General features: G+C 65.6%; 22 protein-coding genes and 1 pseudogene. 11 read left to right on the forward strand and 12 right to left on the reverse strand.

What is annotated here, in order from left to right; translation table 11 throughout:
- A pseudogene (locus tag EEB15_RS32000) lies at positions 1-211 on the reverse strand (electron transfer flavoprotein subunit beta/FixA family protein); the annotation flags it as partial.
- A 298-nt stretch (positions 212-509) separates the two neighbouring features.
- Between EEB15_RS32000 and EEB15_RS32005 the strand changes: the two are divergent.
- The 6 genes from EEB15_RS32005 (at position 510) to EEB15_RS32030 (ending at position 7,959) form a co-directional block, all read left to right on the forward strand.
- The gene (locus tag EEB15_RS32005) at positions 510-1,523 is read left to right on the forward strand and encodes a TRAP transporter substrate-binding protein (RefSeq protein ID WP_141514044.1); all 1,014 of its coding nucleotides are present in this window, start codon (positions 510-512) and stop codon (positions 1,521-1,523) included.
- 4 nt (positions 1,524-1,527) lie between these two features.
- Positions 1,528-2,013, forward strand: coding sequence for a TRAP transporter small permease (locus EEB15_RS32010; protein ID WP_233259712.1), 486 nt, complete (start codon positions 1,528-1,530; stop codon positions 2,011-2,013).
- Positions 2,010-3,302 carry a TRAP transporter large permease gene (locus tag EEB15_RS32015; RefSeq protein ID WP_141514045.1) on the forward strand — a complete coding sequence of 431 codons (1,293 nt, stop codon included), beginning with the start codon at positions 2,010-2,012 and terminating at the stop codon, positions 3,300-3,302. The genes EEB15_RS32010 and EEB15_RS32015 overlap by 4 nt, the downstream gene beginning before the upstream one ends.
- Positions 3,303-3,438: 136 nt before the next feature.
- Positions 3,439-6,369 (forward strand): PAS domain S-box protein, encoded by a 2,931-nt coding sequence (locus EEB15_RS34395; protein WP_141514046.1) that lies wholly within the window; start codon positions 3,439-3,441, stop codon positions 6,367-6,369.
- A 16-nt stretch (positions 6,370-6,385) separates the two neighbouring features.
- Complete coding sequence (locus tag EEB15_RS32025; protein WP_305000518.1) at positions 6,386-6,760, forward strand: response regulator; 375 nt, start codon at positions 6,386-6,388, stop codon at positions 6,758-6,760.
- Entirely contained in the window at positions 6,757-7,959 is a 1,203-nt protein-coding gene (locus EEB15_RS32030) for a response regulator (RefSeq protein WP_141514048.1), read from the forward strand. The genes EEB15_RS32025 and EEB15_RS32030 overlap by 4 nt, the downstream gene beginning before the upstream one ends.
- On the opposite strand, the gene EEB15_RS32035 is transcribed toward EEB15_RS32030, so the two are convergent.
- The 3 genes from EEB15_RS32035 to EEB15_RS32050 form a co-directional block, all read right to left on the reverse strand.
- Positions 7,920-9,212: a mechanosensitive ion channel family protein gene (locus EEB15_RS32035; protein ID WP_141514049.1), complete on the reverse strand. Its 1,293-nt coding sequence runs from the start codon at positions 9,210-9,212 to the stop codon at positions 7,920-7,922. The genes EEB15_RS32030 and EEB15_RS32035 overlap by 40 nt on opposite strands.
- 93 nt (positions 9,213-9,305) lie before the next feature.
- Entirely contained in the window at positions 9,306-10,091 is a 786-nt protein-coding gene (locus tag EEB15_RS32045; protein ID WP_141514051.1) for an enoyl-CoA hydratase, read from the reverse strand.
- 1 nt (position 10,092) lies between these two features.
- Positions 10,093-11,046: a histone deacetylase family protein gene (locus tag EEB15_RS32050; protein ID WP_141514052.1), complete on the reverse strand. Its 954-nt coding sequence runs from the start codon at positions 11,044-11,046 to the stop codon at positions 10,093-10,095.
- Between the two features lie 43 nt (positions 11,047-11,089).
- Here EEB15_RS32050 and EEB15_RS32055 point away from each other — a divergent pair, with 43 nt between their 5' ends.
- The 5 genes from EEB15_RS32055 to EEB15_RS32075 are packed head-to-tail and all read left to right on the forward strand — an operon-like array spanning position 11,090 to position 16,771.
- Entirely contained in the window at positions 11,090-12,010 is a 921-nt protein-coding gene (locus EEB15_RS32055; protein ID WP_141514053.1) for a MoxR family ATPase, read from the forward strand.
- A 1-nt stretch (position 12,011) separates the two neighbouring features.
- Positions 12,012-12,989, forward strand: a complete 978-nt coding sequence (locus tag EEB15_RS32060; RefSeq protein ID WP_141514054.1) for a DUF58 domain-containing protein — start codon at positions 12,012-12,014, stop codon at positions 12,987-12,989.
- Positions 12,983-15,001, forward strand: coding sequence for a DUF3488 and transglutaminase-like domain-containing protein (locus tag EEB15_RS32065; protein ID WP_141514055.1), 2,019 nt, complete (start codon positions 12,983-12,985; stop codon positions 14,999-15,001). The genes EEB15_RS32060 and EEB15_RS32065 overlap by 7 nt, the downstream gene beginning before the upstream one ends.
- Positions 15,001-16,089, forward strand: coding sequence for a lytic murein transglycosylase B (gene mltB, locus EEB15_RS32070; RefSeq protein WP_141514056.1), 1,089 nt, complete (start codon positions 15,001-15,003; stop codon positions 16,087-16,089). The genes EEB15_RS32065 and mltB overlap by 1 nt, the downstream gene beginning before the upstream one ends.
- Positions 16,090-16,147: 58 nt before the next feature.
- A complete protein-coding gene (locus tag EEB15_RS32075) occupies positions 16,148-16,771 on the forward strand; it encodes an N-methyl-D-aspartate receptor NMDAR2C subunit (RefSeq protein WP_141514057.1) in 624 nt (207 codons plus the stop codon).
- 27 nt (positions 16,772-16,798) lie between these two features.
- Here the strand turns inward: EEB15_RS32075 and EEB15_RS32080 are convergent, their stop codons facing one another.
- The 8 genes from EEB15_RS32080 to EEB15_RS32115 all read right to left on the reverse strand — a co-directional run bounded on the left by EEB15_RS32080 (position 16,799) and on the right by EEB15_RS32115 (position 20,836).
- Complete coding sequence (locus EEB15_RS32080) at positions 16,799-17,263, reverse strand: protein tyrosine phosphatase family protein (RefSeq protein WP_199236690.1); 465 nt, start codon at positions 17,261-17,263, stop codon at positions 16,799-16,801.
- On the reverse strand, positions 17,260-17,706 hold the full coding sequence (locus EEB15_RS32085) for a GNAT family N-acetyltransferase (RefSeq protein ID WP_141514058.1): 447 nt from the start codon (positions 17,704-17,706) through the stop codon (positions 17,260-17,262). The genes EEB15_RS32080 and EEB15_RS32085 overlap by 4 nt, the downstream gene beginning before the upstream one ends.
- Complete coding sequence (locus EEB15_RS32090) at positions 17,703-18,092, reverse strand: hypothetical protein (protein ID WP_141514059.1); 390 nt, start codon at positions 18,090-18,092, stop codon at positions 17,703-17,705. The genes EEB15_RS32085 and EEB15_RS32090 overlap by 4 nt, the downstream gene beginning before the upstream one ends.
- Positions 18,093-18,136: 44 nt before the next feature.
- Complete coding sequence (locus EEB15_RS32095; RefSeq protein WP_141514060.1) at positions 18,137-18,715, reverse strand: cysteine hydrolase family protein; 579 nt, start codon at positions 18,713-18,715, stop codon at positions 18,137-18,139.
- A gap of 45 nt (positions 18,716-18,760) precedes the next feature.
- Entirely contained in the window at positions 18,761-19,087 is a 327-nt protein-coding gene (locus tag EEB15_RS32100) for a multidrug efflux SMR transporter (RefSeq protein WP_141514066.1), read from the reverse strand.
- Between the two features lie 61 nt (positions 19,088-19,148).
- A complete protein-coding gene (locus EEB15_RS32105; protein WP_141514061.1) occupies positions 19,149-19,607 on the reverse strand; it encodes a hypothetical protein in 459 nt (152 codons plus the stop codon).
- 31 nt (positions 19,608-19,638) lie between these two features.
- Complete coding sequence (gene map, locus EEB15_RS32110) at positions 19,639-20,385, reverse strand: type I methionyl aminopeptidase (RefSeq protein WP_141514062.1); 747 nt, start codon at positions 20,383-20,385, stop codon at positions 19,639-19,641.
- Between the two features lie 73 nt (positions 20,386-20,458).
- A complete protein-coding gene (locus EEB15_RS32115) occupies positions 20,459-20,836 on the reverse strand; it encodes a VOC family protein (protein ID WP_141514063.1) in 378 nt (125 codons plus the stop codon).
- Positions 20,837-20,952: the final 116 nt, after the last annotated feature.

Here is a 20,952-nt window from a genome sequence, read left to right on the forward strand (position 1 = left end):
TTTCCTGGCATTGGGCCACGCCGCAGGAGACGGCGATGACCTCGGTGACGACGCCTTTTTCTCTGAGGCGCACCGCCTCTTCGACGGCGATTTCGTCAAAGGGGTTCATGCTCATCTTGACGTTGGCGATGTCGACGCCCGTGTTGTCCGACTTGACTCGGACTTTCACGTTGAAGTCGACCACCCGCTTGACGGGGACAAGGACCTTCATGCTCATGGCTCCTAAGAGTTTTGGAATTGACGTTTACGTAAACTGGAATTCTATGGCGCGCTGCACAACGGCATTTTCGTTTGGGCGACAAAAGGGAGGTTGACACCAAAAAAGAACGACCGTTCGTTTTTTTGATTATAGGTCCGAGCATCGGGCTGTTTAGTATTCGGCGTCAAAAGTTGTCAGCGCCACGACAATTCACCGACCACTTGGTCGGTGAATTCGGGTAAGTCTGGACCAGGAGCCGTACTGGGCAGGCTTACAGTCGAGCGCAACCCCCTTTCAAGGAGCTTCCTGCATGAAACGTCACGTCTTTTCCCTGGCTGCCGTCGCCGCGTTGGCCGCCGGCCCGGTCGCCGCCCAGACCGTGCTCACGGTGTCCAGCTGGCTGCCGCCCACGCACTCGCTGAGCATGGCCCAGAAGGAATGGTGCGACCTGCTCGAGAAGAACACGTCCGGCAAGATGAAGTGCAACATCCTGCCGCGCGGCGTCGCCGCGCCCCCCGGCACCCTGGACGCGGTCAAGAACGGCCTGGCCGACGTTTCATACACCGTGCACGGCTACACGCCGGGCCGGTTTGTGCTGACCCAGATGGCCGAGTTCGGCTTCCTGGGCGACTCCGCCGAGCCCCTGTCCGTGGCCTTCAACAAGGTCGCGATGAAGTACCCGGCGTTCGGCCAGGAGCACCAGGGCGTGCACGTGCTGACGTACTTCACGCACGGCCCCGGCATCGTGTTCAACACCAAGCGGGCGATCACCAAGGTCGAAGACCTGTCGGGCCTGAAGTTCCGCGTCGGCGGCGGCATGGTCAACGAGATTTCCAAGACGCTGGGTATGAACGTCACGCTCAAGCCCGCCCCCGAGTCGTACGAGCTGCTGTCCGGCGGCGTCATGGACGGCACGCTGTTCCCGGCGGAGTCGACCGAATCGTTCCGCATCGACAAGATCGTCAAGCACGCCACGACCTTCCCCGGTGGCCTCTACAACACCAGCTTCGTCTTCCTGATGAACCAGGCCCGGTACGACAAGCTCAGCGCCGACGAGAAGAAGGCGGTGGACGCCATCACGGGCGAAACCGCCGCGCGCATCTTCGGCCGGGGCTGGGACAAGGTCGATCGCCGCGCCTTCGCGCTGATGCAGGCCAACAACGTGCAGGTGGTGAAGGCCGACGCCAAGTTCGTCGCCGACGTCAAGGCCAAGACCTCGGCACTGGAAGCCAAATGGGTGAAAGACGCCGAGGCCAAGGGCCTGAAGGACGCGGCCAAGGTGCTGGCCGAGTTCCGGTCGGAGATCGCCAAGGCTTCGAAGTAAGCCGTTGAAAAAGCTGCTCGAACTCCTTTGCGGCCTGCTGTCCGGGGGCGCCCTCTTCGCCATCATGGTCCTCACGTTCTTCGACGTGCTGGGCCGGAAGTTCGCCGACAACTCCATCCCCGGCTCGCTGGAGATCACCGAGCTGCTGATGGTGGTGGTGATTTTCGGCGCGCTGCCGCTGGTCTCCGAGCGCGGCGAGCACGTCGAATTCGATTCGCTGGACCCTTACCTGCCGCTTTGGCTGCGCAAGCTCCAGGCCCTCCTGGTGCACCTGCTGTGCGCCGCCGTGCTGCTCGCCTTGGGCTGGCTGATGTGGCGCAGCGGCAACCAGTTCCTGGAGTCGGGCGAGACCACGGCGCAGCTGAAGATCCTTAAAGCTCCGTTCCTGTACGGCATGGGCGTGCTGTGCGCGGTGACGGGTGTGATCCACCTGTTCCTCATCGCGCAGCCGCCGGTCGAACGGGTCGAGGGCGAAGGAGTGGCGCTGTGATAGAGGCACTCATCGGTTTCGCCTGCATCTTCGGGCTCGCCCTGCTGCGCGTTCCGCTGGCCTTCGCCATGGGCCTGGTGGGCTTCGGCGGCATCGCGCTCACACGCGGCTTCGACCCCGCGCTGGCCAGCACCGCGCAGGTGGTCTATGAAACCGGCTTCGCCTACACGCTGTCGGTGATCCCGCTGTTCATCCTGATGGGCAACTTCGTGGCGCGCGCGGGCCTGGCGCACGAGCTGTTCCAGGCGGCCTACGCCTTCGTCGGCCACTTCCGGGGCGGCCTGGCGCACGCCACCGTCGCGGCCTGCGCCGGCTTCGGTGCGATCTGCGGCTCGTCCATCGCAACGGCGGCCACCATGAGCAAGGTCGCGTATCCCTCGATGCGCAAGCTTGGCTACAGCGCATCGCTTTCCACCGGCGTGATGGCGGCCGGCGGCACGCTGGGCATCATGATCCCGCCGTCGACCATCATGGTGATCTACGGGATCATCACCGAGACCAATATCGGCAAGCTGTTCGCGGCGGGCGTCATTCCCGGCATTCTCACGGCGCTGGGCCTGATGGCCGGCATCGCCATCATCACCGCACGCGACCCGGAACATGCGCCGCCCGGCGAGCGCACTTCGTGGCCCGACCGCTGGAAAGCGCTGCGCGGCATCTGGGGCGTGGTGGTGCTGGTGATCGTGGTGCTGGGCGGCATCTACGGCGGCTTCTTCACGGCGACCGAGGGTGCGGGCTTCGGCGCGGCGGGCGCCTTCCTGTTCGCCCTGGCGCGCCGGCGCCTGACTTGGGCCGTGCTGTACCAGGTGCTGGTCGAGTCCGCGCGTACGACGGCCATGCTGTTCACGCTGCTGATCGCGGCCACCATCTTCGCCAACTTCGTCAACTTCACGACGATGCCGGGCGACCTGAAGGAGTGGATCACGCACCTGGGGCTGTCACCCACCATGATCATCGCCGCGATGATGCTCATCTACGTGGTGCTGGGCACGGTGATGGAGGAGCTGACCATGGTGCTGCTCACCATTCCGCTCTTCTTCCCCATCGTCACGTCGCTGGGGTTCGACCCGGTGTGGTTCGGTGTGCTGATCGTGATGATCGTGCAGATCGGCCTGATCTCCCCGCCGGTGGGCATGAACCTGTTCGTGCTCAATGCACTGTTACCGGGCGTGGGCCTTGCCGCGATCTTCCGCGGCTGCTGGCCGTTCGTCCTCGTGCTGGTGATCATGCTGGCCCTGCTGATCGCCTTTCCGCAGATCAGCCTGTGGCTGCCGTCGTTGATGAAATGACAACACGCAACGGCTAAGTGCGCTGGCGCACCGAGCTAGCTCTGCGATTCGTGTACCGTCACCGAAGACTGCTGCAACGCCGCGTGCCTGTGCCCGGGGCCGCTTGCCCGCGGTGACCGTGTCAGGGAAAGTGCTTATGCCCCATACCATCTTCGGTACTGGTGCGAGCGAAATGCAGGCGAGCCCCGGCGGCGCCATCGAATTTCGGCGCCAGGAAACCCTGCTCAAGACCGGCGCGTTGCAGGACGCGATCTTCAACAGCGCCAACTTCTCGAGCATCGCCACCGACGAAAAAGGCGTGATCCAGATTTTCAACGTCGGCGCCGAGCGCATGCTGGGCTATGCCGCCGCCGATGTGCTCAACCGGATCACCCCGGCCGACATCTCCGATCCGCAGGAGCTGATCAGGCGCGCCAAGGCGCTGAGCGTCGAACTGGGCACCCCGATCACGCCGGGCTTCGAGGCTTTGGTGTTCAAAGCGTCACGCGGGATCGAGGACATCTACGAGCTGACCTACATCCGCAAGGACGGGAGCCGCTTTCCGGCGACGGTCTCGGTCACTGCCCTGCGTGACGCGCAGGACGCGATCATCGGCTATCTGCTCATCGGCACCGAGCTCAAGGCGGGAGCGTTGCAGAGCGCGATTTTCAACAGCGCCAACTTCTCCAGCATCGCCACCGACGCCAAAGGCGTCATCCAGATTTTCAACGTGGGCGCCGAGCGGATGCTGGGCTACACGGCCGCTGAGGTCATGAACAAGATCACGCCCGCGGACATCTCCGACCCGCAGGAAGTGATCGCGCGGGCCGAGGCATTGAGCCTGGAGCTGGCGACGCCCATCACCCCGGGCTTCGAGGCCCTGGTGTTCAAGGCCTCGCGGGGCATCGAGGACATCTACGAGCTGACCTACATCCGCAAGGACGGCAGCCGCTTTCCCGCGATGGTCTCGGTCACGGCCCTGCGTGACGCGCAGGAAGACATCATCGGCTACCTGCTGATCGGCACCGACAACACCGCCCGCAAGCAGATCGAGGCGGCCCAGGCCATGCTCGACCAGCGCCTGCGCGACCAGCAGTTCTATACCCGATCGCTGATCGAATCGAACATCGACGCGCTGATGACGACCGACCCGCAGGGCATCATCTCGGACGTCAACCAGCAGATGATGTCGCTCACGGGCCGCACGCGGGACGAGCTGATCGGCGCGCCCTGCAAGAACTTCTTCACCGACCCGGTCCGCGCCGACGCCGCGATCAAGCGCGTGCTCACCGAGAACAGGGTGAACAACTACGAGCTCACGGTGCGCGCCCTGAACGGCGACGAGACGGTGGTGTCGTACAACGCCGCGACCTTCTACGACCGCGACCGCAAGCTGCAGGGCGTGTTCGCCGCCGCGCGCGACATCACCGAGCGCAAGCAGACCGACCGCATCCTGCAGGAAAAGAACATCGAGCTGGAACATGCGACGCGCATGAAGTCCGAGTTCCTGGCCACCATGTCGCACGAGCTGCGCACGCCGCTGAACGCGATCATCGGCTTCTCGGAGGCGCTCAAGGACGGCTTGATGGGAAAGATGGACGACAGCCAGCAGGAATGCATCGTCGACATCTTCGGCAGCGGGCAGCACCTGCTGTCGCTGATCAATGACATCCTGGACCTGTCGAAGGTCGAGGCCGGCATGATGGCGCTCGAACTCGAGGCCGTCGGCCTGGACGCCCTGCTGGCCAACAGCCTGACCATCGTCCGGGAAAAGGCGGCGGCCCAGCGCATCTCGCTCGAACTCGAAACCGATGCGAACCTGGGCACGCCCCAGCTGGACACGCGCAAGACCAAGCAGATCGCCTACAACCTGCTCTCGAATGCCGTGAAGTTCAGCGCCAACGGCGCCCGCGTGGTGATGCGCGCCAAACGCGTTCCGCGCAGCGCCGTCGGCACCATGGGCGGTCCCTGGCCCGTGCACGGCTTCCCGCTGGCGGACAGCACTTACACCGAGTTCCTGGAGCTGTCGGTCACCGACAGCGGCATCGGGATTTCCAGAGACAACATGGGCAAGCTGTTCCACGCCTTCAGCCAGATCGACAGCAGCCTGGCCCGCAAGTTCGAAGGCACCGGCCTGGGCCTCGCGATGGTCAAGCAGTTGGCCGAGCTGCACGGTGGCACGGTGGCCGTGGCCAGCGCGGAAGGCGAAGGCGCGTGCTTCGCGGTATGGCTGCCGCTGCGCGCGCCGGCCGACGAGCCGTGCGAGGCACCCGTCCGCCATACCGGCCCCATCCTGGACGGGACAACGCAGCACATTGCACTGGTAGTCGAAGATGACGAACGGGCTTCCGACCTGATTCGCCTGCTACTCGAAGCCGAGGGGTTCACGGTCTTGTGCGCGGCCAGCGCCGAGGCGGCCCTGCTGGTGGCGCCGCAGCAGGCTCTCAGCCTGATCACGCTGGACGTCCGCCTGCCCGGCATGGATGGCTGGGAATTCCTCCAGCGCATTCGAGAGAATCCTGAATTGGCGCATGTACCGGTTGTGGTCATCGCCGGCGCGGCGGACTCCAGCCTGGCGCTGGCCCATGGCGCCACGGCGACGCTGCAAAAGCCCATCAGCCGTGCCCAGCTCAAAGCGTCGCTGGTCAGCCTGGGCCTGCAGCCGGCCATGGAACGCGTCCACACGATCCTGGTAGTGGACGACGACCCCAAGGCCGTGGAAGTGATTGCCGCGTTCCTGCCCGCCCCGGCCTATGCGGTGGTTCGCGCCTATGGCGGCAGCGAAGCGCTTTCCCTGGCGCGGCGCCTCCGGCCGGACCTGATCCTGCTCGACCTGATGATGCCCGAGGTCAGCGGTTTCGACGTCATCGACGCACTGCGGCGCGATACCGACACCGCCCGCATTCCGGTTCTGGTGGTGACGGCCAAACAGATCACGGCGCAGGACCGGGCCGTGCTCGGAGCCAATCCCGGCAACGCGATTCACGTCATCGAGAAGACGCAGTTCAACAGCGCCGGTTTCCTGGCCGAGGTCAGGCGAGCGCTACACACCAGCGAGGATACCCATGGCACAGATATTGATCATTGAGGACAACGCGGCGAACATGAAACTGGCAGTCCTGCTGCTGGAGAACGCCGGCCATACGTCGCTATGCGCCGCCGACGCCGAGACCGGCCTGACCATGGCGCGAGCCAGCCGGCCCGACCTGATCCTAATGGACATCCAGCTGCCGGGCATGGACGGCCTGGCCGCCACCATGCTGCTCAAGAAAGACCCGGCCACGGCGAGCATCCCGGTGCTCGCGCTCACGGCGATGGCGATGAAGGAAGACCGCGAAAAGACCCGCCTGGCCGGATGCGACGCCTACATCGCCAAGCCGCTGCGCTACCTGGAGCTGTATGAAAAGATCAACACGCTGCTGGCGCAGGCGGCGGCAAGAGCCGGCAGCGAAGCCGGTGGGCTGCAGCCTTCCCCATGACGCCGCTCGCCCCCAGCATCCTGATCGTCGATGACGAGGCGCAGAACCGCAGGCTGCTCGAAACGCTGCTGCGGCCCGAAGGCTATCGCATGCAAAGCGCCGCCAACGGCGAAGAGGCGCTGATGGCGATCGCGCAGCAATTGCCGGACCTGATCCTGCTGGACATCATGATGCCGGGGATCGACGGCTACCAGCTGGCCGGCATCCTCAAGGCCGCGCCGGCCACCTCGCGCATCCCGATCATCGTGATCACGGCCCTGGTCGACCGCGAGGCCCGCCTGGCGGCGCTCAAGGCGGGGGCGGAAGAGTTCCTGACCAAGCCGGTGGACCGGGCCGAGCTGTGGCTGAGGGTGCGGAACCTGCTGCGGCTCAAGGCCTACGGGGACCTGCAGGATCACAGCACCCAGCTCGAGCAGCAGGTGCAGGCGCGCACCGAGGAGATCATGAGCCTCAACGCCGGCCTCGAAGAACGCGTGCGGCAGCGCACGGCGCAGCTGCACGGCGTCAACCAGGAACTGGAGGCCTTTTCGTATTCGCTGTCGCACGACCTGCGCACGCCGCTCAGCGCCATCGACGGCTTCAGCGACCTGCTGGGCTCGGAGATCGGCGCCGGCGCGGCCACCGACCGCGGCAAGCACTACCTGGCCCGCATCCGCGCCGGCGTCGCCTACATGAGCCAACTGATCGACGCCATGCTGCTGCTGGCGCATGTGTCGCGAACCCCTCCCCGCTGGGTGCCCGTGAACCTCAGCACCATCGCGCAGCGGGTGCTGGAGGGCTGCCTGGAACGCCAACCCGATCGCGTGGTGCATTGGGACATCGAACCCGATCTCGTGGCGCGGGGCGACCCGCAGCTGCTGCAGCAGGTACTGGAGAACCTGCTGGGCAATGCATGGAAATTCTGCGGCCACCAGGCGCAGACCCGGATTTCATTCAGCTGCGGATCGGACGCGGACGGGCGCGACGTGTACGCCGTGCACGACAACGGCGCCGGCTTCGACATGGCCTACTCGAACAAACTGTTCGGCACCTTTCAGCGGCTGCACGGCGCGTCGGAATTTCCCGGCACCGGCATCGGCCTGGCCACCGTGCACAGGATCATCAGCCGTCACGGCGGCAAGGTCTGGGCCGATTCCGTGGAGGGCCAGGGCGCGAACTTCTATTTCACGCTGGGGCTCGAAGCGGACGCGGCGATATAAGGAGCCTGCGCCGCCCCGGGGCCCTCCAGGCGCACCACCCGATGCGGGTACGGGATCTCGATCCCGGCTTCGCGCAGCCCCTTCAAGATGCGCAGATTGACGTCGGACTTGACGTTCATCTGCCCGTTGCCCGGGTCGGAAATCCAGAACTGCAGCGTGAACTCCAGGCCGTCGGCGCCGAATTTCACCAGCCGCGCTGCCGCTTCCGGGTCGGCGATCACGCGCTCGGTGCCCGTTGCCGCGTCCAGCAGGATTTTCTGCACCACATCCACGTCGCTGTCGTAGCCCACCGTCACGTCCGTCGACAGCAAGATGCGCGGATCGGCCAGCGAGAGATTCTCGATCCGCTCGGTGATCAGCTTCTCGTTGGGCACGATGGACTCGCGGCCCGTGAGCGAGCGGATCAGCGTATAGCGCGTCTTGATGTCGGCCACCACGCCCTCGAAGTTGTCGACCCGCACCGTGTCGCCGATGCGCAGGCTGCGCTCGAACAGGATGACGAAGCCGCTGACGTAGTTGGCCGCCAGCTTCTGCAAGCCGAACCCCAGGCCCACGCCCAGTGCGCCGCCCAGCACCGACAACGCCGTGAGGTCCACGCCCACGGCCGACAGCGCGAACAGGATGCCCATCAACGTCAGCACCGCGCGGATCGCGTTCGCAGCCACCTTTCGCAGCGACAAATCGTCGACTGCGTCGCGTAGCACCTTGCGCTCCAGCGCCGCGGAAATCCACAGCGCGAGCACCAGGACGGCGCCCGAAGACAGCACGCCCTGCACCACAGCCAGCAGGCTGACCCGCGACTTCCCGAAGGCGAAAGTGATGGAGTCCATCTCCGCCATCACGACCGGCAACAGGCCCACGATCCACAGCACCGCGGCGATCCAGGCCATCCACGAAAACAGCCGCTCGATCAGCCGCGCGAGCGCCGATTTGGGAAACACCACGGTGAAAACGCGCGCGAGAAAGCGGATGCCGGCCAGCGACACCAGAATCGGCAGCGCCAACTTGAGCACCACCACTTTCTGAGATGGCGCGATGGCCAGCGTCGCGCTGTAGGTGAACACCAGCGCCAGCAACGGGAACAGCAGGCCGTCGATCACGGCCCGTCCGAACCACACGGATTCGGGCGGCTGGCGCCGGCCTATCAGCCAACAGATGCCGAAGGCGGCCACCAGGCAGCCCAGCAGCACGCCGAGCTCCAACGGCGCGCCCGGATGGCCCAGCTCGCGGACCAACTTGTCGATTTCAGTCAAAGCTCCCCCCGAAGCGCCTACGGCGCCTCCCCCTCAAGGGGGCGCCGCCAGCGGCCCGGCAAAGCCGGTTCCGCGGCAGCCCTCGAACTTGCGTCACAGCTTCCAACTCGGTTTTCGCTTTTCGGCGAAGGCGGTGACGCCCTCTTGCGCGCAGCCGTCCATCATGTTCACGGCCATGGTCTGGTTGGCCAGCTGGTAGGCGGCTTCGATGCCCATCTCGCGCTGCCGATAGAACAGTTCCTTGCCCATGGCAATGGCGGCACGCGGCTTTTGCAGGATGCTGGCGACCAGGCTTTCCACTTCGGCGTCGAGCAGCTCCGCTGTCGCGACGCGATTGATCAGGCCGCGCTCCAGCGCCTGCTGCGCACTGATGAAGTCGCCCGTCACCAGCATCTCCATCGCCTGCTTGGGCGCGATGTTGCGGAGCAGCGGCACGCTGGGCGTGGAGCAGAACAAGCCGAAATTCACACCGCTCACGGCGAAACGCGCGTCCTCCGATGCCACCGCCAGATCGCACTGCGCCACCAGCTGGCAGCCCGCCGCCGTCGCGACACCTTGCACGCGAGCGATCACGGGCACCGGCAGCTTGAGGATGGACAGCATCATGCGGCTGCATTGTGCGAACAGCCGCTGGTAGTACTCGAGCGAAGGCGACGCGATCATCTCCTTCAGGTTGTGGCCAGGGCAGAAGGCCTTGCCCGCCGCCCCCAGCACCACGGCACGCGCCGATTCGTCCTGCGCGACGCGGTCGAGCGCTGCTTGCAACGCACTCAGCATTTCCTCGCTCAGCGCGTTGAAGTTGGCGGGTCGGTTCATCGTGAGCGTGACGACGCCACGCGCGTCGCGCTGTTCGATCACTGCGGGTTCGACGAGTGCCATGTCAAATGTCGGCTAGCGCTCGGATGTGCGCCTCGACGCTGCGCGCGAGCGCGCTGAGGTTGTAGCCGCCCTCGAGCGAGGAGACGATGCGCCCCTTCGCGTGCTTGCGGGCGATGTCCTTGACGCGCTGCGTCATCCAGGTGTAGTCGGCCTCGACCAGACCCAGTTGGCCCAGGTCGTCATCGCGATGCGCATCGAAGCCCGCGCTGATGAAAATCATCTCGGGCTGGAAAGCCTCCAGGCGGGGCAGCCACTTGTCTTCGATCATCCGGCGGATGACGTCGCCCTTGGTGTACGCGGGCACCGGCAGGTTGACCATGTTGTCGCCCAACGGATGGTCGCCGGTGCCGGGGTAGAACGGATGCTGGAAGATGCCGACCATCAGCACGCGCGGATCGCCGGCGAGGATGTCTTCGGTACCGTTGCCGTGGTGCACGTCGAAATCAACCACGGCCACGCGCTTCAAGCCATGGCGCTCCAGCGCGTACTTCGCGCCGACAGCCACCTGGTTGAAGATGCAAAACCCCATCGACCTGTCATGGCACGCGTGGTGGCCCGGCGGGCGCACGGCGCAGAACGCGTTTTCCAGTTCGCCGGCCATCACCGCATCGGTCGCGGCCAGCACCGCGCCGCACGCATGGATCGCGGCGCTCCACGAATAGGGGTTCAACGCCGTATCGGGGTCGATCTGGGCGTAGCCCCGGCCGCCCGCGGCAATGTGTTCGGCCAGCTCGAGTTCGAGGCCGCGCACGGCCGCGACGTGCATCTTGCTGTGGGCCAGTTCGATGTCGCCGAGCGACGCCTCGGGAGCCTCGCGGCGGTCGAGTGCGTCACCGACGCCGCTCGCCAACAAACGGTCTTCGATTGCATCGAGCCGTTCGGGGCATTCCGGATGGCCCGGGCCCATTTCGTGTTTGCGGCAATCGGGGTGCGTGAAATACCCGGTTTTATTCATAGCCAACGCTCAGCTGAACCCAATTTCGGATAACGTCGTGCTCATGGAAGCACAACAAAAACTCAAGGCGCTCCTCGATCAGCTTAACACGGTGCTCGTGGGAAAACCGGCCCAGGTGAGGGACTGTGTCGCCTGCCTGCTCGCCGGCGGCCACCTGCTGATCGAGGACGTTCCGGGCGTCGGCAAGACCACGCTGGCCCATGCGCTTTCGCGCGCCTTCGGCCTGCATTTCTCGCGCGTGCAGTTCACCGCCGACCTGATGCCCAGCGATCTTTCGGGCGTGTCGATCTACGAACGCGGCAAGGAGTCTTTCGTCTTCCATCCGGGGCCTGTGTTCGCGCAGGTGCTGCTGGCCGACGAGATCAACCGCGCCAGCCCCAAAACCCAAAGCGCGCTGCTGGAAGCGATGGAGGAAAAACAAGTGACGGTCGAAGGCGAGACGCGCGCCCTGCCCTCGCCCTTTTTCGTCATCGCCACGCAAAACCCGCACGATCAGCTGGGCACCTTCGCCCTGCCGGAGTCGCAGTTGGACCGGTTCCTCATGCGCATTTCCCTGGGCTACCCCGACCGCGCGGCCGAGCGCGAGTTGCTGGCCGGCGCGGACCGGCGCGGGATGGTGGAGTCGATGCGTAACACCCTCACACCGGTCGACCTGCAACTGCTTCAACAAAAAGTGCTGCAAGTGCACGCCGCCGACCCGCTGCTCAATTACGTCCAAGACCTTGTGGCCGCGACCCGCTCGGGTCGCTGGTTCCTGCAAGGCCTGTCGCCGCGCGCGGGCATCGCCGTGGTGCGCGCCGCCAAGGCCCAGGCCCTGCTGAGCGGCCGCGACTACGTGGCGCCGGACGACGTGCAATCGATCTTGCCGCAGACGGTGGCGCACCGCATGGTGCCGGTCGGCGACGCCGGCCGCGGCCCGATCGAACAGGTTCGGGCGATGCTGGAGGCGGTCCCCCTCCCGTGACATGAATGCAGCCGCCCTGAACCCCTTCGCCTTCGTCCGCCACCGCTTCCAGCGCTGGTGGCAGTCCCGCCTGCCCCTGTCGGACACAACGTCGCTGACCCAGCGCAACGTCTACATCCTGCCCACACGCCCGGGCTTCATGCTGGGCTTCACGATGCTGCTGCTGCTCGTCGCGTCGATCAACTACCAGTTGAACCTGGGCTACCTGCTCACGTTCCTGCTGGCCGGCAGCGCGGTGGCCGGCATGCACGTGTGCCACGCCACGTTGCGCGGCCTCACCATGAACCTGCAGGCGCCCGAGGCGCAATTCGCCGGCGCTGCGGCCACGCTCACGGTGACGCTGACGAACGAGCGCCGCGCGACACGCTATGGCATCGGGCTCGCGATTCTCGATTCCACGAACAAGGACCGGTGGGTCTGGACGGACGTGCCGCCCCAGGCCATGGCCACGGTGCACGTGGCTTTCAAGGCGGACAAGCGCGGCCTGCACCGCGTGCCGCCGCTCACGGCCGAAACGCGATTTCCCCTTGGCACCTTCCGAGTCTGGACGGTGTGGCGCCCGGCCGCGCAGGTGCTGGTGTATCCCACACCCGAAGCCTTCCCCCCGCCCTTGCCGCCGGGCGAGCCGCGCGCCGGCGGCGCTACGGCCACACGAACCAACACCACCGGTGAATTCGACGGCGTGCGGGCCTACCGCCGTGGCGATCCGCTCAAGCTGGTCATCTGGAAGAAGGCCGCGAAGGCCGATGAACTGGTCAGCCGCGATACGCAGCAGGCGCAGCGCTACGAGCTCTGGCTCGACCACGCACAGGCGGGGCACCTGGACATCGAACACAAGCTCTCGCGGCTCGCAGCCTGGGTAGTGCAGGCCGACCGCCTGGGCCTGGACTACGGGGTGCGGCTGCCGGGCCAGGAGATCAAGCCGGCCGGCGGCGAAGCGCACAAGCGGCGATGCCTGGAGGCGTTGGCCCTATGCTGAATCGCCTCGACGCCCTGCCGCGCGACGCACGCGACACGCTGTTCCTGCTTCTGGTCATCGGCTGGGTGGTGCTGCCGCAGGTGACCAACCTGCCCTGGTGGTGTTCGGCGCTGGCGGCCGCGGTGCTGGTGTGGCGCGGCTGGCTGGCGGTTGCGGGCAAGCCCCTGCCGAACGGCTGGTGGCTGCTGGGGCTCTTGGCCCTCACGCTGGGTGCGACCTTCATGAGCCACCGCACCCTGCTCGGGCGCGATGCAGGCGTGACGCTGATCGTGGTGCTGCTGGCGCTCAAGACCCTGGAACTGCGCGCCCGGCGCGACGCTTTCGTGGTCTTCTTCCTGGGCTTCTTCACGATGCTCACCAACTTCTTCTTTTCGCAGTCGCTGCTTACCGCTGCCGCCATGCTTGTGGCGTTGCTGGGGCTGCTCACCGCCCTGGTCAACGCGCACATGCCCGTCGGGCGGCCGCCGCTGCGGCAGGCCGCGCGAACGGCCGCCACCATGGCCCTGCTGGGCGCGCCCGTCATGGCCGTGCTGTTCGTGCTGTTCCCGCGCTTCGCGCCGCTGTGGGGCATCCCCAGCGACGCGATGACGGGCCGCAGCGGCCTGTCGACCAGCATGCGGGTCGGCAACATCGCGGCACTGGCGCTGGACGAGACCATCGCCATGCGCTTGCGCTTCGAAGGCCGCCCACCGCCGCAAAGCTCGCTGTACTTCCGAGGCCCGGTGTTGTCCGGCTTCGACGGCCGTGAATGGCGGGTGCTTCAGCCGCGGCTGGACGCCGATACGTGGCCGCTCCGGCCCGGCAATGCACAGCTTGAGGTGTCGGGCGGTCCGGTTCGCTACGAGGCCACGCTGGAGCCCAACAACCGCCCGTGGCTGCTGGTCATGGACGCGACCAACCAGCCCCCACAATCCCCGGGCTTCGCGGCCGTCATGACCAGCGACCTGCAATGGGTACTGAATCGCCCCGTCACGGACTTGCTGCGCTACAAGGTCGAAAGCTATCCCGCCTTTCGCCACGGCCCGCGCACCGTCGCTGCCGTGCTGCCGCAGTACACCCAACTACCGCCGGACTTCAACCCGCGCACGAGAGCCCTTGCAGCGGAAATCCGTGCGCAAGTCGCCTCGAATCCGGCGGCCACGGGCCGGCTCCAGGCCGCATTGGTGCAAGCGGCAATGGAACGGCTGCGCACCGGAGGCTATCGCTACACACTGGAGCCGGGCGTCTACGGCGACCACACCGCCGACGAGTTCTGGTTCGACCGCAAGGAGGGGTTTTGCGAGCACATCGCATCGGCTTTCGTGGTCCTGATGCGCTCGATGGACATCCCCGCGCGGATCGTTACCGGCTACCAGGGCGGCGAGCGCAACAACGTCGATGGCTTCTGGGTGATCCGGCAAAGCGATGCGCACGCCTGGACCGAGGTCTGGCTGGCGGACCAGGGTTGGGTGCGCGTCGACCCCACATCCGCCGTTTCGCCCGGCCGCACAGGTTCGTTCCAGCGCCTCGCGGCGCCGGCCGGCGTACTGGCCACGGCCCTGGGCACGGTCGATCCGAAACTTGCGCTCAACCTGCGCGCCGCATGGGAAGCGTTGAACAACAGCTGGAACCAGTGGGTTTTGAACTACACCCAAAGCAAGCAACTCGACTTGTTGAAAAACCTCGGTTTCGAGACCCCGAGCTGGGAAGACCTGAGCTACGTCTTGATCGCAATCATCGTGTTCGTCGCGCTGTGCGGCGCCGCGTGGACCTTGTGGGAGCGGCGCCAGCACGACCCCTGGCTGCGCTTGTTGGGGCGCGTGCGCAAGCGCCTGGGCGACGCAGGGCTGGAACTGCCGCCCGCCGCGCCACCGCGGCAGATTGCCCAGCTTGTCACAGCGCGTTTCGGCGAAGCGGCCCAGGGGCTGGCAGACTGGCTGCTGAAGCTGGAAATGCAGCGCTATGCCCGGGCCCCGGGCGCCAGCCTCATTGCACTCCAGCGCGAATACAAACAACTCGCCTGGCCTCATTGATGATCCGATCCCTGATAGTTACCGCAGTCTTCCTCAGCCTCGGCGCCGCCGTCCTCTCGCCCGCCGCCGCGCAGTCAACCAAGAGAAACTCCCCGGCCGAGCGCAACAGCGCGCGCGGTGTCCCGTATGCCGGCAACGAAGAGGCCATGCGCTGGGCCGACGAAGTGGCACAGCGCCACGAGCTGGACCGCGACTGGGTGCGCCAGGCGGTCGGCCGCGCCCAGTTTCTGCCCCTCATCAGCCGGCTCGTGCAACCCCCACCGGTGGGCACGCCCAAGAACTGGCGGGTGTACCGGAGCAGATTCATCGACCCCATCCGCATCCGCGCAGGCGTGAAGTTCTGGCAGGAAAACCAGGCGTTGCTCGAACGCGCCGAACAGGAATTCGGCGTTCCGGCCGAGATCATCGTCGGCATCATCGGTGTCGAAACCATCTACGGCCAGCAAATGGGCAACTTCCGCGTCCTCGACGCGCTGGCCACGCTCGCCTTCAACTTCCCGGAAATTCACCCCCGTGCCGCCGAGCGAAGCGAATACTTTCGTGGTGAATTGGAGCAATTCCTGGTGTTGCAGAGCCGCCAGCAGACCGACCCGTTGAAACCCCTGGGCAGTTACGCCGGCGCCGCGGGCATGCCCCAGTTCATGCCGAGCAGCCAGGCCAAATGGGCGGTGGACTTCGACAGGGATGGGCGAATCGATCTGGCGCGCAACACGGCTGACGTGATAGGCTCTGTTGCGAACTATTTCAAAAGCTACGGCTGGCAAAGCGGCATGCCCACCCACTATCCGGTCACCTTCGATGCGGCCACGCTGGACAAGGAAGCGCTGCTGGCCCCTGACATCCTGCCCACCTTCAGCGTGGCCAGCTTCATGGCCAAGGGCGCGGTGCTGGAAGGCATTGCGCTGGAACACAAAGGCCCGCTGGCGCTGGTGGAACTGCAGAACGGCGATGCCCCGCCGCAGTACATCGCCGGCACCGAAAACTTCTACGTCGTCACCCGCTACAACTGGTCCAGCTATTACGCCATGGCCGTCATCGAATTGGGCCGTGAGGTCAAGGAGGCGCTGGCGACGGCGCGGCCATCATGAGCCGCTGGGCCGCTCCCGAGGCGAATAGCACCTCAGCACGAAGTGCGGAGGTTTCCGAATGAGCTCAGGTTTGCCGGGCTGGCTCAACACCTGGCAAGAGCTGGGCATGCAAGCTGCTGACGAAGCCTTGTATGAGCGCCTGATGGTCTGCTGGAGCGAACCACACCGCCGCTATCACACGCTGCACCATCTGCGCGAATGCCTGACCACTTTCGACGAGGTGCGCGAGCAGGCGCAACGCCCCGGCGAGATCGATTTGGCGCTCTGGTTTCACGACGCGTTCTATGACCCGTTGCGCCACGACAACGAAGAGCGCAGCGCGCAATGGGCTCGCGACGCCGTGCTGGAGGCGGGCCTGCCGCAAGACGTGGCCGACCGCGTCTATGCGTTAGTGATGGCGACGCGCCACGAAGGCACCCCCGAAGACCCCGACGCGCGCCTGCTGGTGGATGTAGACCTGGCCAGCCTGGGTGCCGATGCCAAGCGCTTCGACGACGACGACCTGCAGATCCGCGCCGAGTATGCGCACGTGCCCGAGCCGGAATACCGCGTGGGCCGCCGCCGCGTGCTGGGCAACTTCCTGGCGCGGCCCCGGCTCTACTCCACCGACTACTTCCACGACGCGCTGGAAGAACGCGCCCGCGACAACCTGCGCCGCGCCATCGCGCGCCTGGAGAGCTGACTTGTCCCCTCTCCCTCTGGGAGAGGGTTAGGGTGAGGGCTTCTTCGCCAGTGCCTCCTCGATAAAGGCCGCCCAAACATCGTTCGGCTTCCACAACCCATCCATCAGCTCAAAGGCCCGCTCGCGCGGCCACCCCTGCCTCACCATCCGGTACAGCCCGAGGAAGACCGTCACCCGGTAATTCGCCGCGCAATGCATCCACACCTTCTCCTCGGTGCGCGCGTCCATCGCGTCGAAGAACGCCAACAGTTCGCTTTGCTTCGGCGCCACGAATTGCACCGGGATGTGCACGTAGTCCAGGCCGAGCGAGCGCACCGTCCCCGCTTCATCCGCCAGCGAATAGCGCGGGTCGTCGTGCAGCGCGAGGTTGATCACGGTCATGAAGCCGGCTCGCGCCACGTCGGCCAGTTGCGCTTCCGTCGGCTGGCCCGACGTGCCGAGCCTGTCGTCCACGGCCCGGTAGTTGTGAATGGCGGAAAACGCGTCGCTCATGATGCGTTGTCTTCGCTGATGTAGCCGCGCGCCAACGCTTGCCCCTGGTCTTCGAAGATCGCCATCGCCGTCAGCATGCGGCGAAAGCCGAACTTCCGATAGAACGGCTCCTTGCCGGGCACCGCGTAGAGGATGATCTTCTTGTGGCCTTGCGACAGGGCGACGAGCCTGGAAACGATCCGCTTGCCGAGCCCCGTGCCCTGGTGCGACGGCATCACTGCGACGTCGCAGATGTACGAACAGTCGGCGCCATCTGCCAGAGCGCGGCCGGCGCCCACGAGCCGCCCGCCTTCGAAAGCGAACAGGCGAAACCGGCTGTTGGTGAACACCATGCACAGGCCCGCCGCATTCTTGTTGCCCAGTGGCGCCGCGCGGTACAGCGCTTCCAGCGCGTCCCAATCGAAATCGTCGATCGACTCGGACCAGGTGATTCCCTCGCTCATTCAGAAGCCTCCTCTCGTGCCTGCACTTCGAACCCATTGTCCATGTAGGGCCGCCGGCCCGCCAACCACTGCCACAGGCTGGCCGCGGGATACGCGGCGAAGAACAGGATGCCCCATCGCTCGTACTGCCGCACGTGGGCCCGTTCGTGTGTTCGCAGCCGGTCCAGTTCTTTCTCGCTAGTGCCCAACACCATGTGGCCGAACGTGATCGCTGCGAACGGAAGGGCGCGCCGCACGACGGCGGGTGTTTTGTGCGGACTGAACGCGATCTCGATCACGCCGTCCACGACCCGGGCCGTGGCGCCGAACAGAAATGCCGGCGAGGCAAGGCACAAGCCCAGCGCCGTGCAAGGGGAAGCCCAGACGTAGCGGAGTGCGAACGGCATGCGCGCATGATCGGCCGCCGATCGCCGTAACACCATCGCGTGCTTCAGGCTCGCACGCCGCCCGGCTTGGCGAAGTCCACCTCGGCCGCGGTTGCCGTACCGTTCTTGCGGCCGGGGTATTCGAGCCAGGTCATCGCGATGTTCAGTTCGCGCACGACGTTCGCGGCATCGATCGTGGTGCCATCGCCCAGGTCCATCGACTTTGTCGTGTGCGCGTCCTTCACCAGCGTCAGGTCATAGCCGCGTTCCAGCGCGCCGTATGCGGTGGCGCGGATGCACCAGTTGGTCGCGCAGCCCGCCAGCGCAATGTGCGTCGCGCCGAGCTTGGCGAGCTCGCCGTCGAGTTCGGTCTTCTCGAACGACGAATTGAAATTCTTGTGAACCTGCACTTCACCGGGCGCGGGAACCAGCTCGGGCACCCATTGCCACTGCGGGCTGCCATGCACCAGCTCGTCGTCTGAATGCTGCACCCAGATCACCGGCACGCCCTGCGCGCGCGCCCTCTCCACGGCGTGCGCGACGTTCTTCACGACGCGGGGCGCTTCCCACGCACCGCCCGCCACGCCGACTTGCACGTCGACCACCATCAGAACGCCCTTGTTGCCATCTCGCACAGTTGCCATCGCGATGCCTCCGGATAAAACCCGATGATATTGCGCCGCGCACGATCAGGCGCCCGCGCTCGGCAGGAACTTCAGCCCCAGAATGCCGCCCACGATGGCCAGGATGCACACGATCCGTGCTGCCGTGGCGGGCTCCTTGAAGAACACGATGCCAAGCACCGAAGCGCCTACGGCCCCGATGCCCGTCCACACGGCATAGGCCGTACCCACAGGCAGCGACTTCATGGCCAGCCCCAGCAGCCAGAAGCTCAAACCCGCCGCGACGAGCGTGATGCCCGTGAACATGACCTTCGTGAAGCCGTCGGAGGCCTTCATGCTGATGGACCAAATGATTTCCAGCAGCCCGGCAACCACGAGCAGCGACCAGGCCATGGAGGGCGAAGAAAGCGAGGGCATTGACTGTGGCCTTTTGAAAAGTGTGAGACTTTGAAGCTCAGGCAGGACTCTTGGTTGCCAGCCTTGCCAAACAAGCAAGCTGCCACTGGAACTCAGGCTCGAACGACTCGCGATCAGCGACGGCGCCGTAGCCACCCTGGCCGTACACGGTGGCGTACGCGGCATAGTCGGCGGCTTGCAGCGCCTTGCCATTCAGCGCATTCGCGACGGCGTAGCTGCTGGAAACCGCCGAATGACCGCAGCCATCGATGGACTTCGAGCCCTGGTGCCGGTTCGCCAGCCTGGTGGCTTCTTGCGCCGTCAAGTGGAAACGAGCCCGGTCTAGCGAGCCGTTCAGGAAGTCGCCGAGTGCAGTCAGGCATGCGGCGACCGCGGGGTCTTCAAGGAGATGCATCACGCGGCACGCGCAGGCATACCCGAACTGCAGGCGCATCCGTTCGTTCTCGGCGGCGTCCAGGCGAACCTCGCGGGCAAGTCGTTCCAGTGCATCGTTCATGCGGGCCTCATCCAGACGAGACGAGCCTGTCTCAGTGCTGGGTCACCACGATGGGCTCGCCCTGCGTGATGATCATGGTGTGCTCGTACTGCGCCGACAGGTTGCCGCGCACGCCCGCCAGCGTCCATCCATCTGAGGTTTCCGTGACTATGCGGCTCTTGGTCGAGAGGAACGGTTCGATCGTGATCACCATGCCTTCTTCCAGCATGCGCGTGTCCGTCGGGTCGAAGTACCCGGGAATGTGTTCGGGCGCTTCATGCAGTGCGCGGCCGACGCCGTGGCTGGCGAGGTTCTCGATGACTTTGAAGCCGTAGGCCTTCGCGGTTCGCTCGATCGCGGCGCCAATGCCATTGATGGGCTGTCCGGCGCGCGCTTGCTTCATCGCTTGCTCAAGTGCCGTGCGCGTGGCGTGGCACAAGCGCGTTTTCTGCGGATTGGCGGGCGGCACGATCTTCGTCCCGCCGGTATCGGCAAAGTAGCCGCCCAGCTCAGCGGACACGTCGACATTCAACACGTCGCCCGGGCGGATCACCCTGTCACCGGGGATGCCGTGCGCGGCTTCTTCGTTGATGCTGATGCAAGTCGAGCCCGGAAAGTCGTAGGTGAGCTTGGGCGCCGATCGGGCACCGTGCGTTTCGAGCAACTCCTCACCGATGGAATCCAGCTCGCGCGTTGTCATGCCCGGCTCTGCGGCGTCGAGCATCTGCTGGAGCACATACGAAACGATCTTGCCGATGCGCTTGAGCGCGACGACATCGTCCTGGGTCTCGATGGTCATGGGGCCTCCTGTCTGAGTGCAGGAGACTACCGCAGAACGAAAAAAATGGCAGGCGCGGGGTCGGGGAGCCGGGTCAGGCGCCGGGCGCGTGGCAGACCGCTTCGATGTTGTGGCCTTCCGGGTCGATGACGAAAGCGGCGTAGTAGTTGGCGTGATACTTCGGTCGCAGACCCGGCGGGCCGTTGTCCTTGCCGCCCGCTTCCAAAGCCGCGCAATAAAAGGCGTCGACCTGCTCCCGAGTCTCCGCCGCGAACGCGATGTGAAGATGCGCCGGCTTCTCGTCGGTCTGGAACAGGCAGAGCGACACCGTGCCTTTCGGATGGCACAGCTCGACACCATAAGTCGGCACGCCTTCCCCGACGATGACGACGCCGAGGGGCTCGAGTGCTTTGGCGTAGAAGGATTTGCTCGCTTCGAAGTTGTTGACTCCGAATTTGACGTGGTCGAACATGGGTTGTCCTGGATGTGTTGGCCTGTCTCTCAGGAAAAGTCAGTTTGGTGCGCTGTTTTATAGCTGCAAATGTCACACCTTCGATCGCTCTTCCAGCGCCCCCATCACCCTCCCCA

This window comes from Ramlibacter sp. WS9 (assembly GCF_003797765.1).
Classification (GTDB): domain Bacteria; phylum Pseudomonadota; class Gammaproteobacteria; order Burkholderiales; family Burkholderiaceae_C; genus Ramlibacter.

Coding starts and splice junctions, on each gene's coding strand:
- EEB15_RS32005 (WP_141514044.1), top strand. CDS start 510: ATGAAACGTCACGTCTTTTCCCTGGCTGCCGTCGCCGCGTTGGCCGCC.
- EEB15_RS34395 (WP_141514046.1), top strand. CDS start 3,439: ATGCCCCATACCATCTTCGGTACTGGTGCGAGCGAAATGCAGGCGAGC.
- EEB15_RS32025 (WP_305000518.1), top strand. CDS start 6,386: ATGAAACTGGCAGTCCTGCTGCTGGAGAACGCCGGCCATACGTCGCTA.
- EEB15_RS32030 (WP_141514048.1), top strand. CDS start 6,757: ATGACGCCGCTCGCCCCCAGCATCCTGATCGTCGATGACGAGGCGCAG.
- EEB15_RS32045 (WP_141514051.1), bottom strand. CDS start 10,091: ATGGCACTCGTCGAACCCGCAGTGATCGAACAGCGCGACGCGCGTGGC.
- EEB15_RS32050 (WP_141514052.1), bottom strand. CDS start 11,046: ATGAATAAAACCGGGTATTTCACGCACCCCGATTGCCGCAAACACGAA.
- EEB15_RS32055 (WP_141514053.1), top strand. CDS start 11,090: ATGGAAGCACAACAAAAACTCAAGGCGCTCCTCGATCAGCTTAACACG.
- EEB15_RS32060 (WP_141514054.1), top strand. CDS start 12,012: ATGAATGCAGCCGCCCTGAACCCCTTCGCCTTCGTCCGCCACCGCTTC.
- EEB15_RS32065 (WP_141514055.1), top strand. CDS start 12,983: ATGCTGAATCGCCTCGACGCCCTGCCGCGCGACGCACGCGACACGCTG.
- mltB (WP_141514056.1), top strand. CDS start 15,001: ATGATCCGATCCCTGATAGTTACCGCAGTCTTCCTCAGCCTCGGCGCC.
- EEB15_RS32075 (WP_141514057.1), top strand. CDS start 16,148: ATGAGCTCAGGTTTGCCGGGCTGGCTCAACACCTGGCAAGAGCTGGGC.
- EEB15_RS32080 (WP_199236690.1), bottom strand. CDS start 17,263: ATGAGCGACGCGTTTTCCGCCATTCACAACTACCGGGCCGTGGACGAC.
- EEB15_RS32085 (WP_141514058.1), bottom strand. CDS start 17,706: ATGAGCGAGGGAATCACCTGGTCCGAGTCGATCGACGATTTCGATTGG.
- EEB15_RS32090 (WP_141514059.1), bottom strand. CDS start 18,092: ATGCCGTTCGCACTCCGCTACGTCTGGGCTTCCCCTTGCACGGCGCTG.
- EEB15_RS32095 (WP_141514060.1), bottom strand. CDS start 18,715: ATGGCAACTGTGCGAGATGGCAACAAGGGCGTTCTGATGGTGGTCGAC.
- EEB15_RS32100 (WP_141514066.1), bottom strand. CDS start 19,087: ATGGCCTGGTCGCTGCTCGTGGTTGCCGGGCTGCTGGAAATCATTTGG.
- EEB15_RS32105 (WP_141514061.1), bottom strand. CDS start 19,607: ATGAACGATGCACTGGAACGACTTGCCCGCGAGGTTCGCCTGGACGCC.
- map (WP_141514062.1), bottom strand. CDS start 20,385: ATGACCATCGAGACCCAGGACGATGTCGTCGCGCTCAAGCGCATCGGC.
- EEB15_RS32115 (WP_141514063.1), bottom strand. CDS start 20,836: ATGTTCGACCACGTCAAATTCGGAGTCAACAACTTCGAAGCGAGCAAA.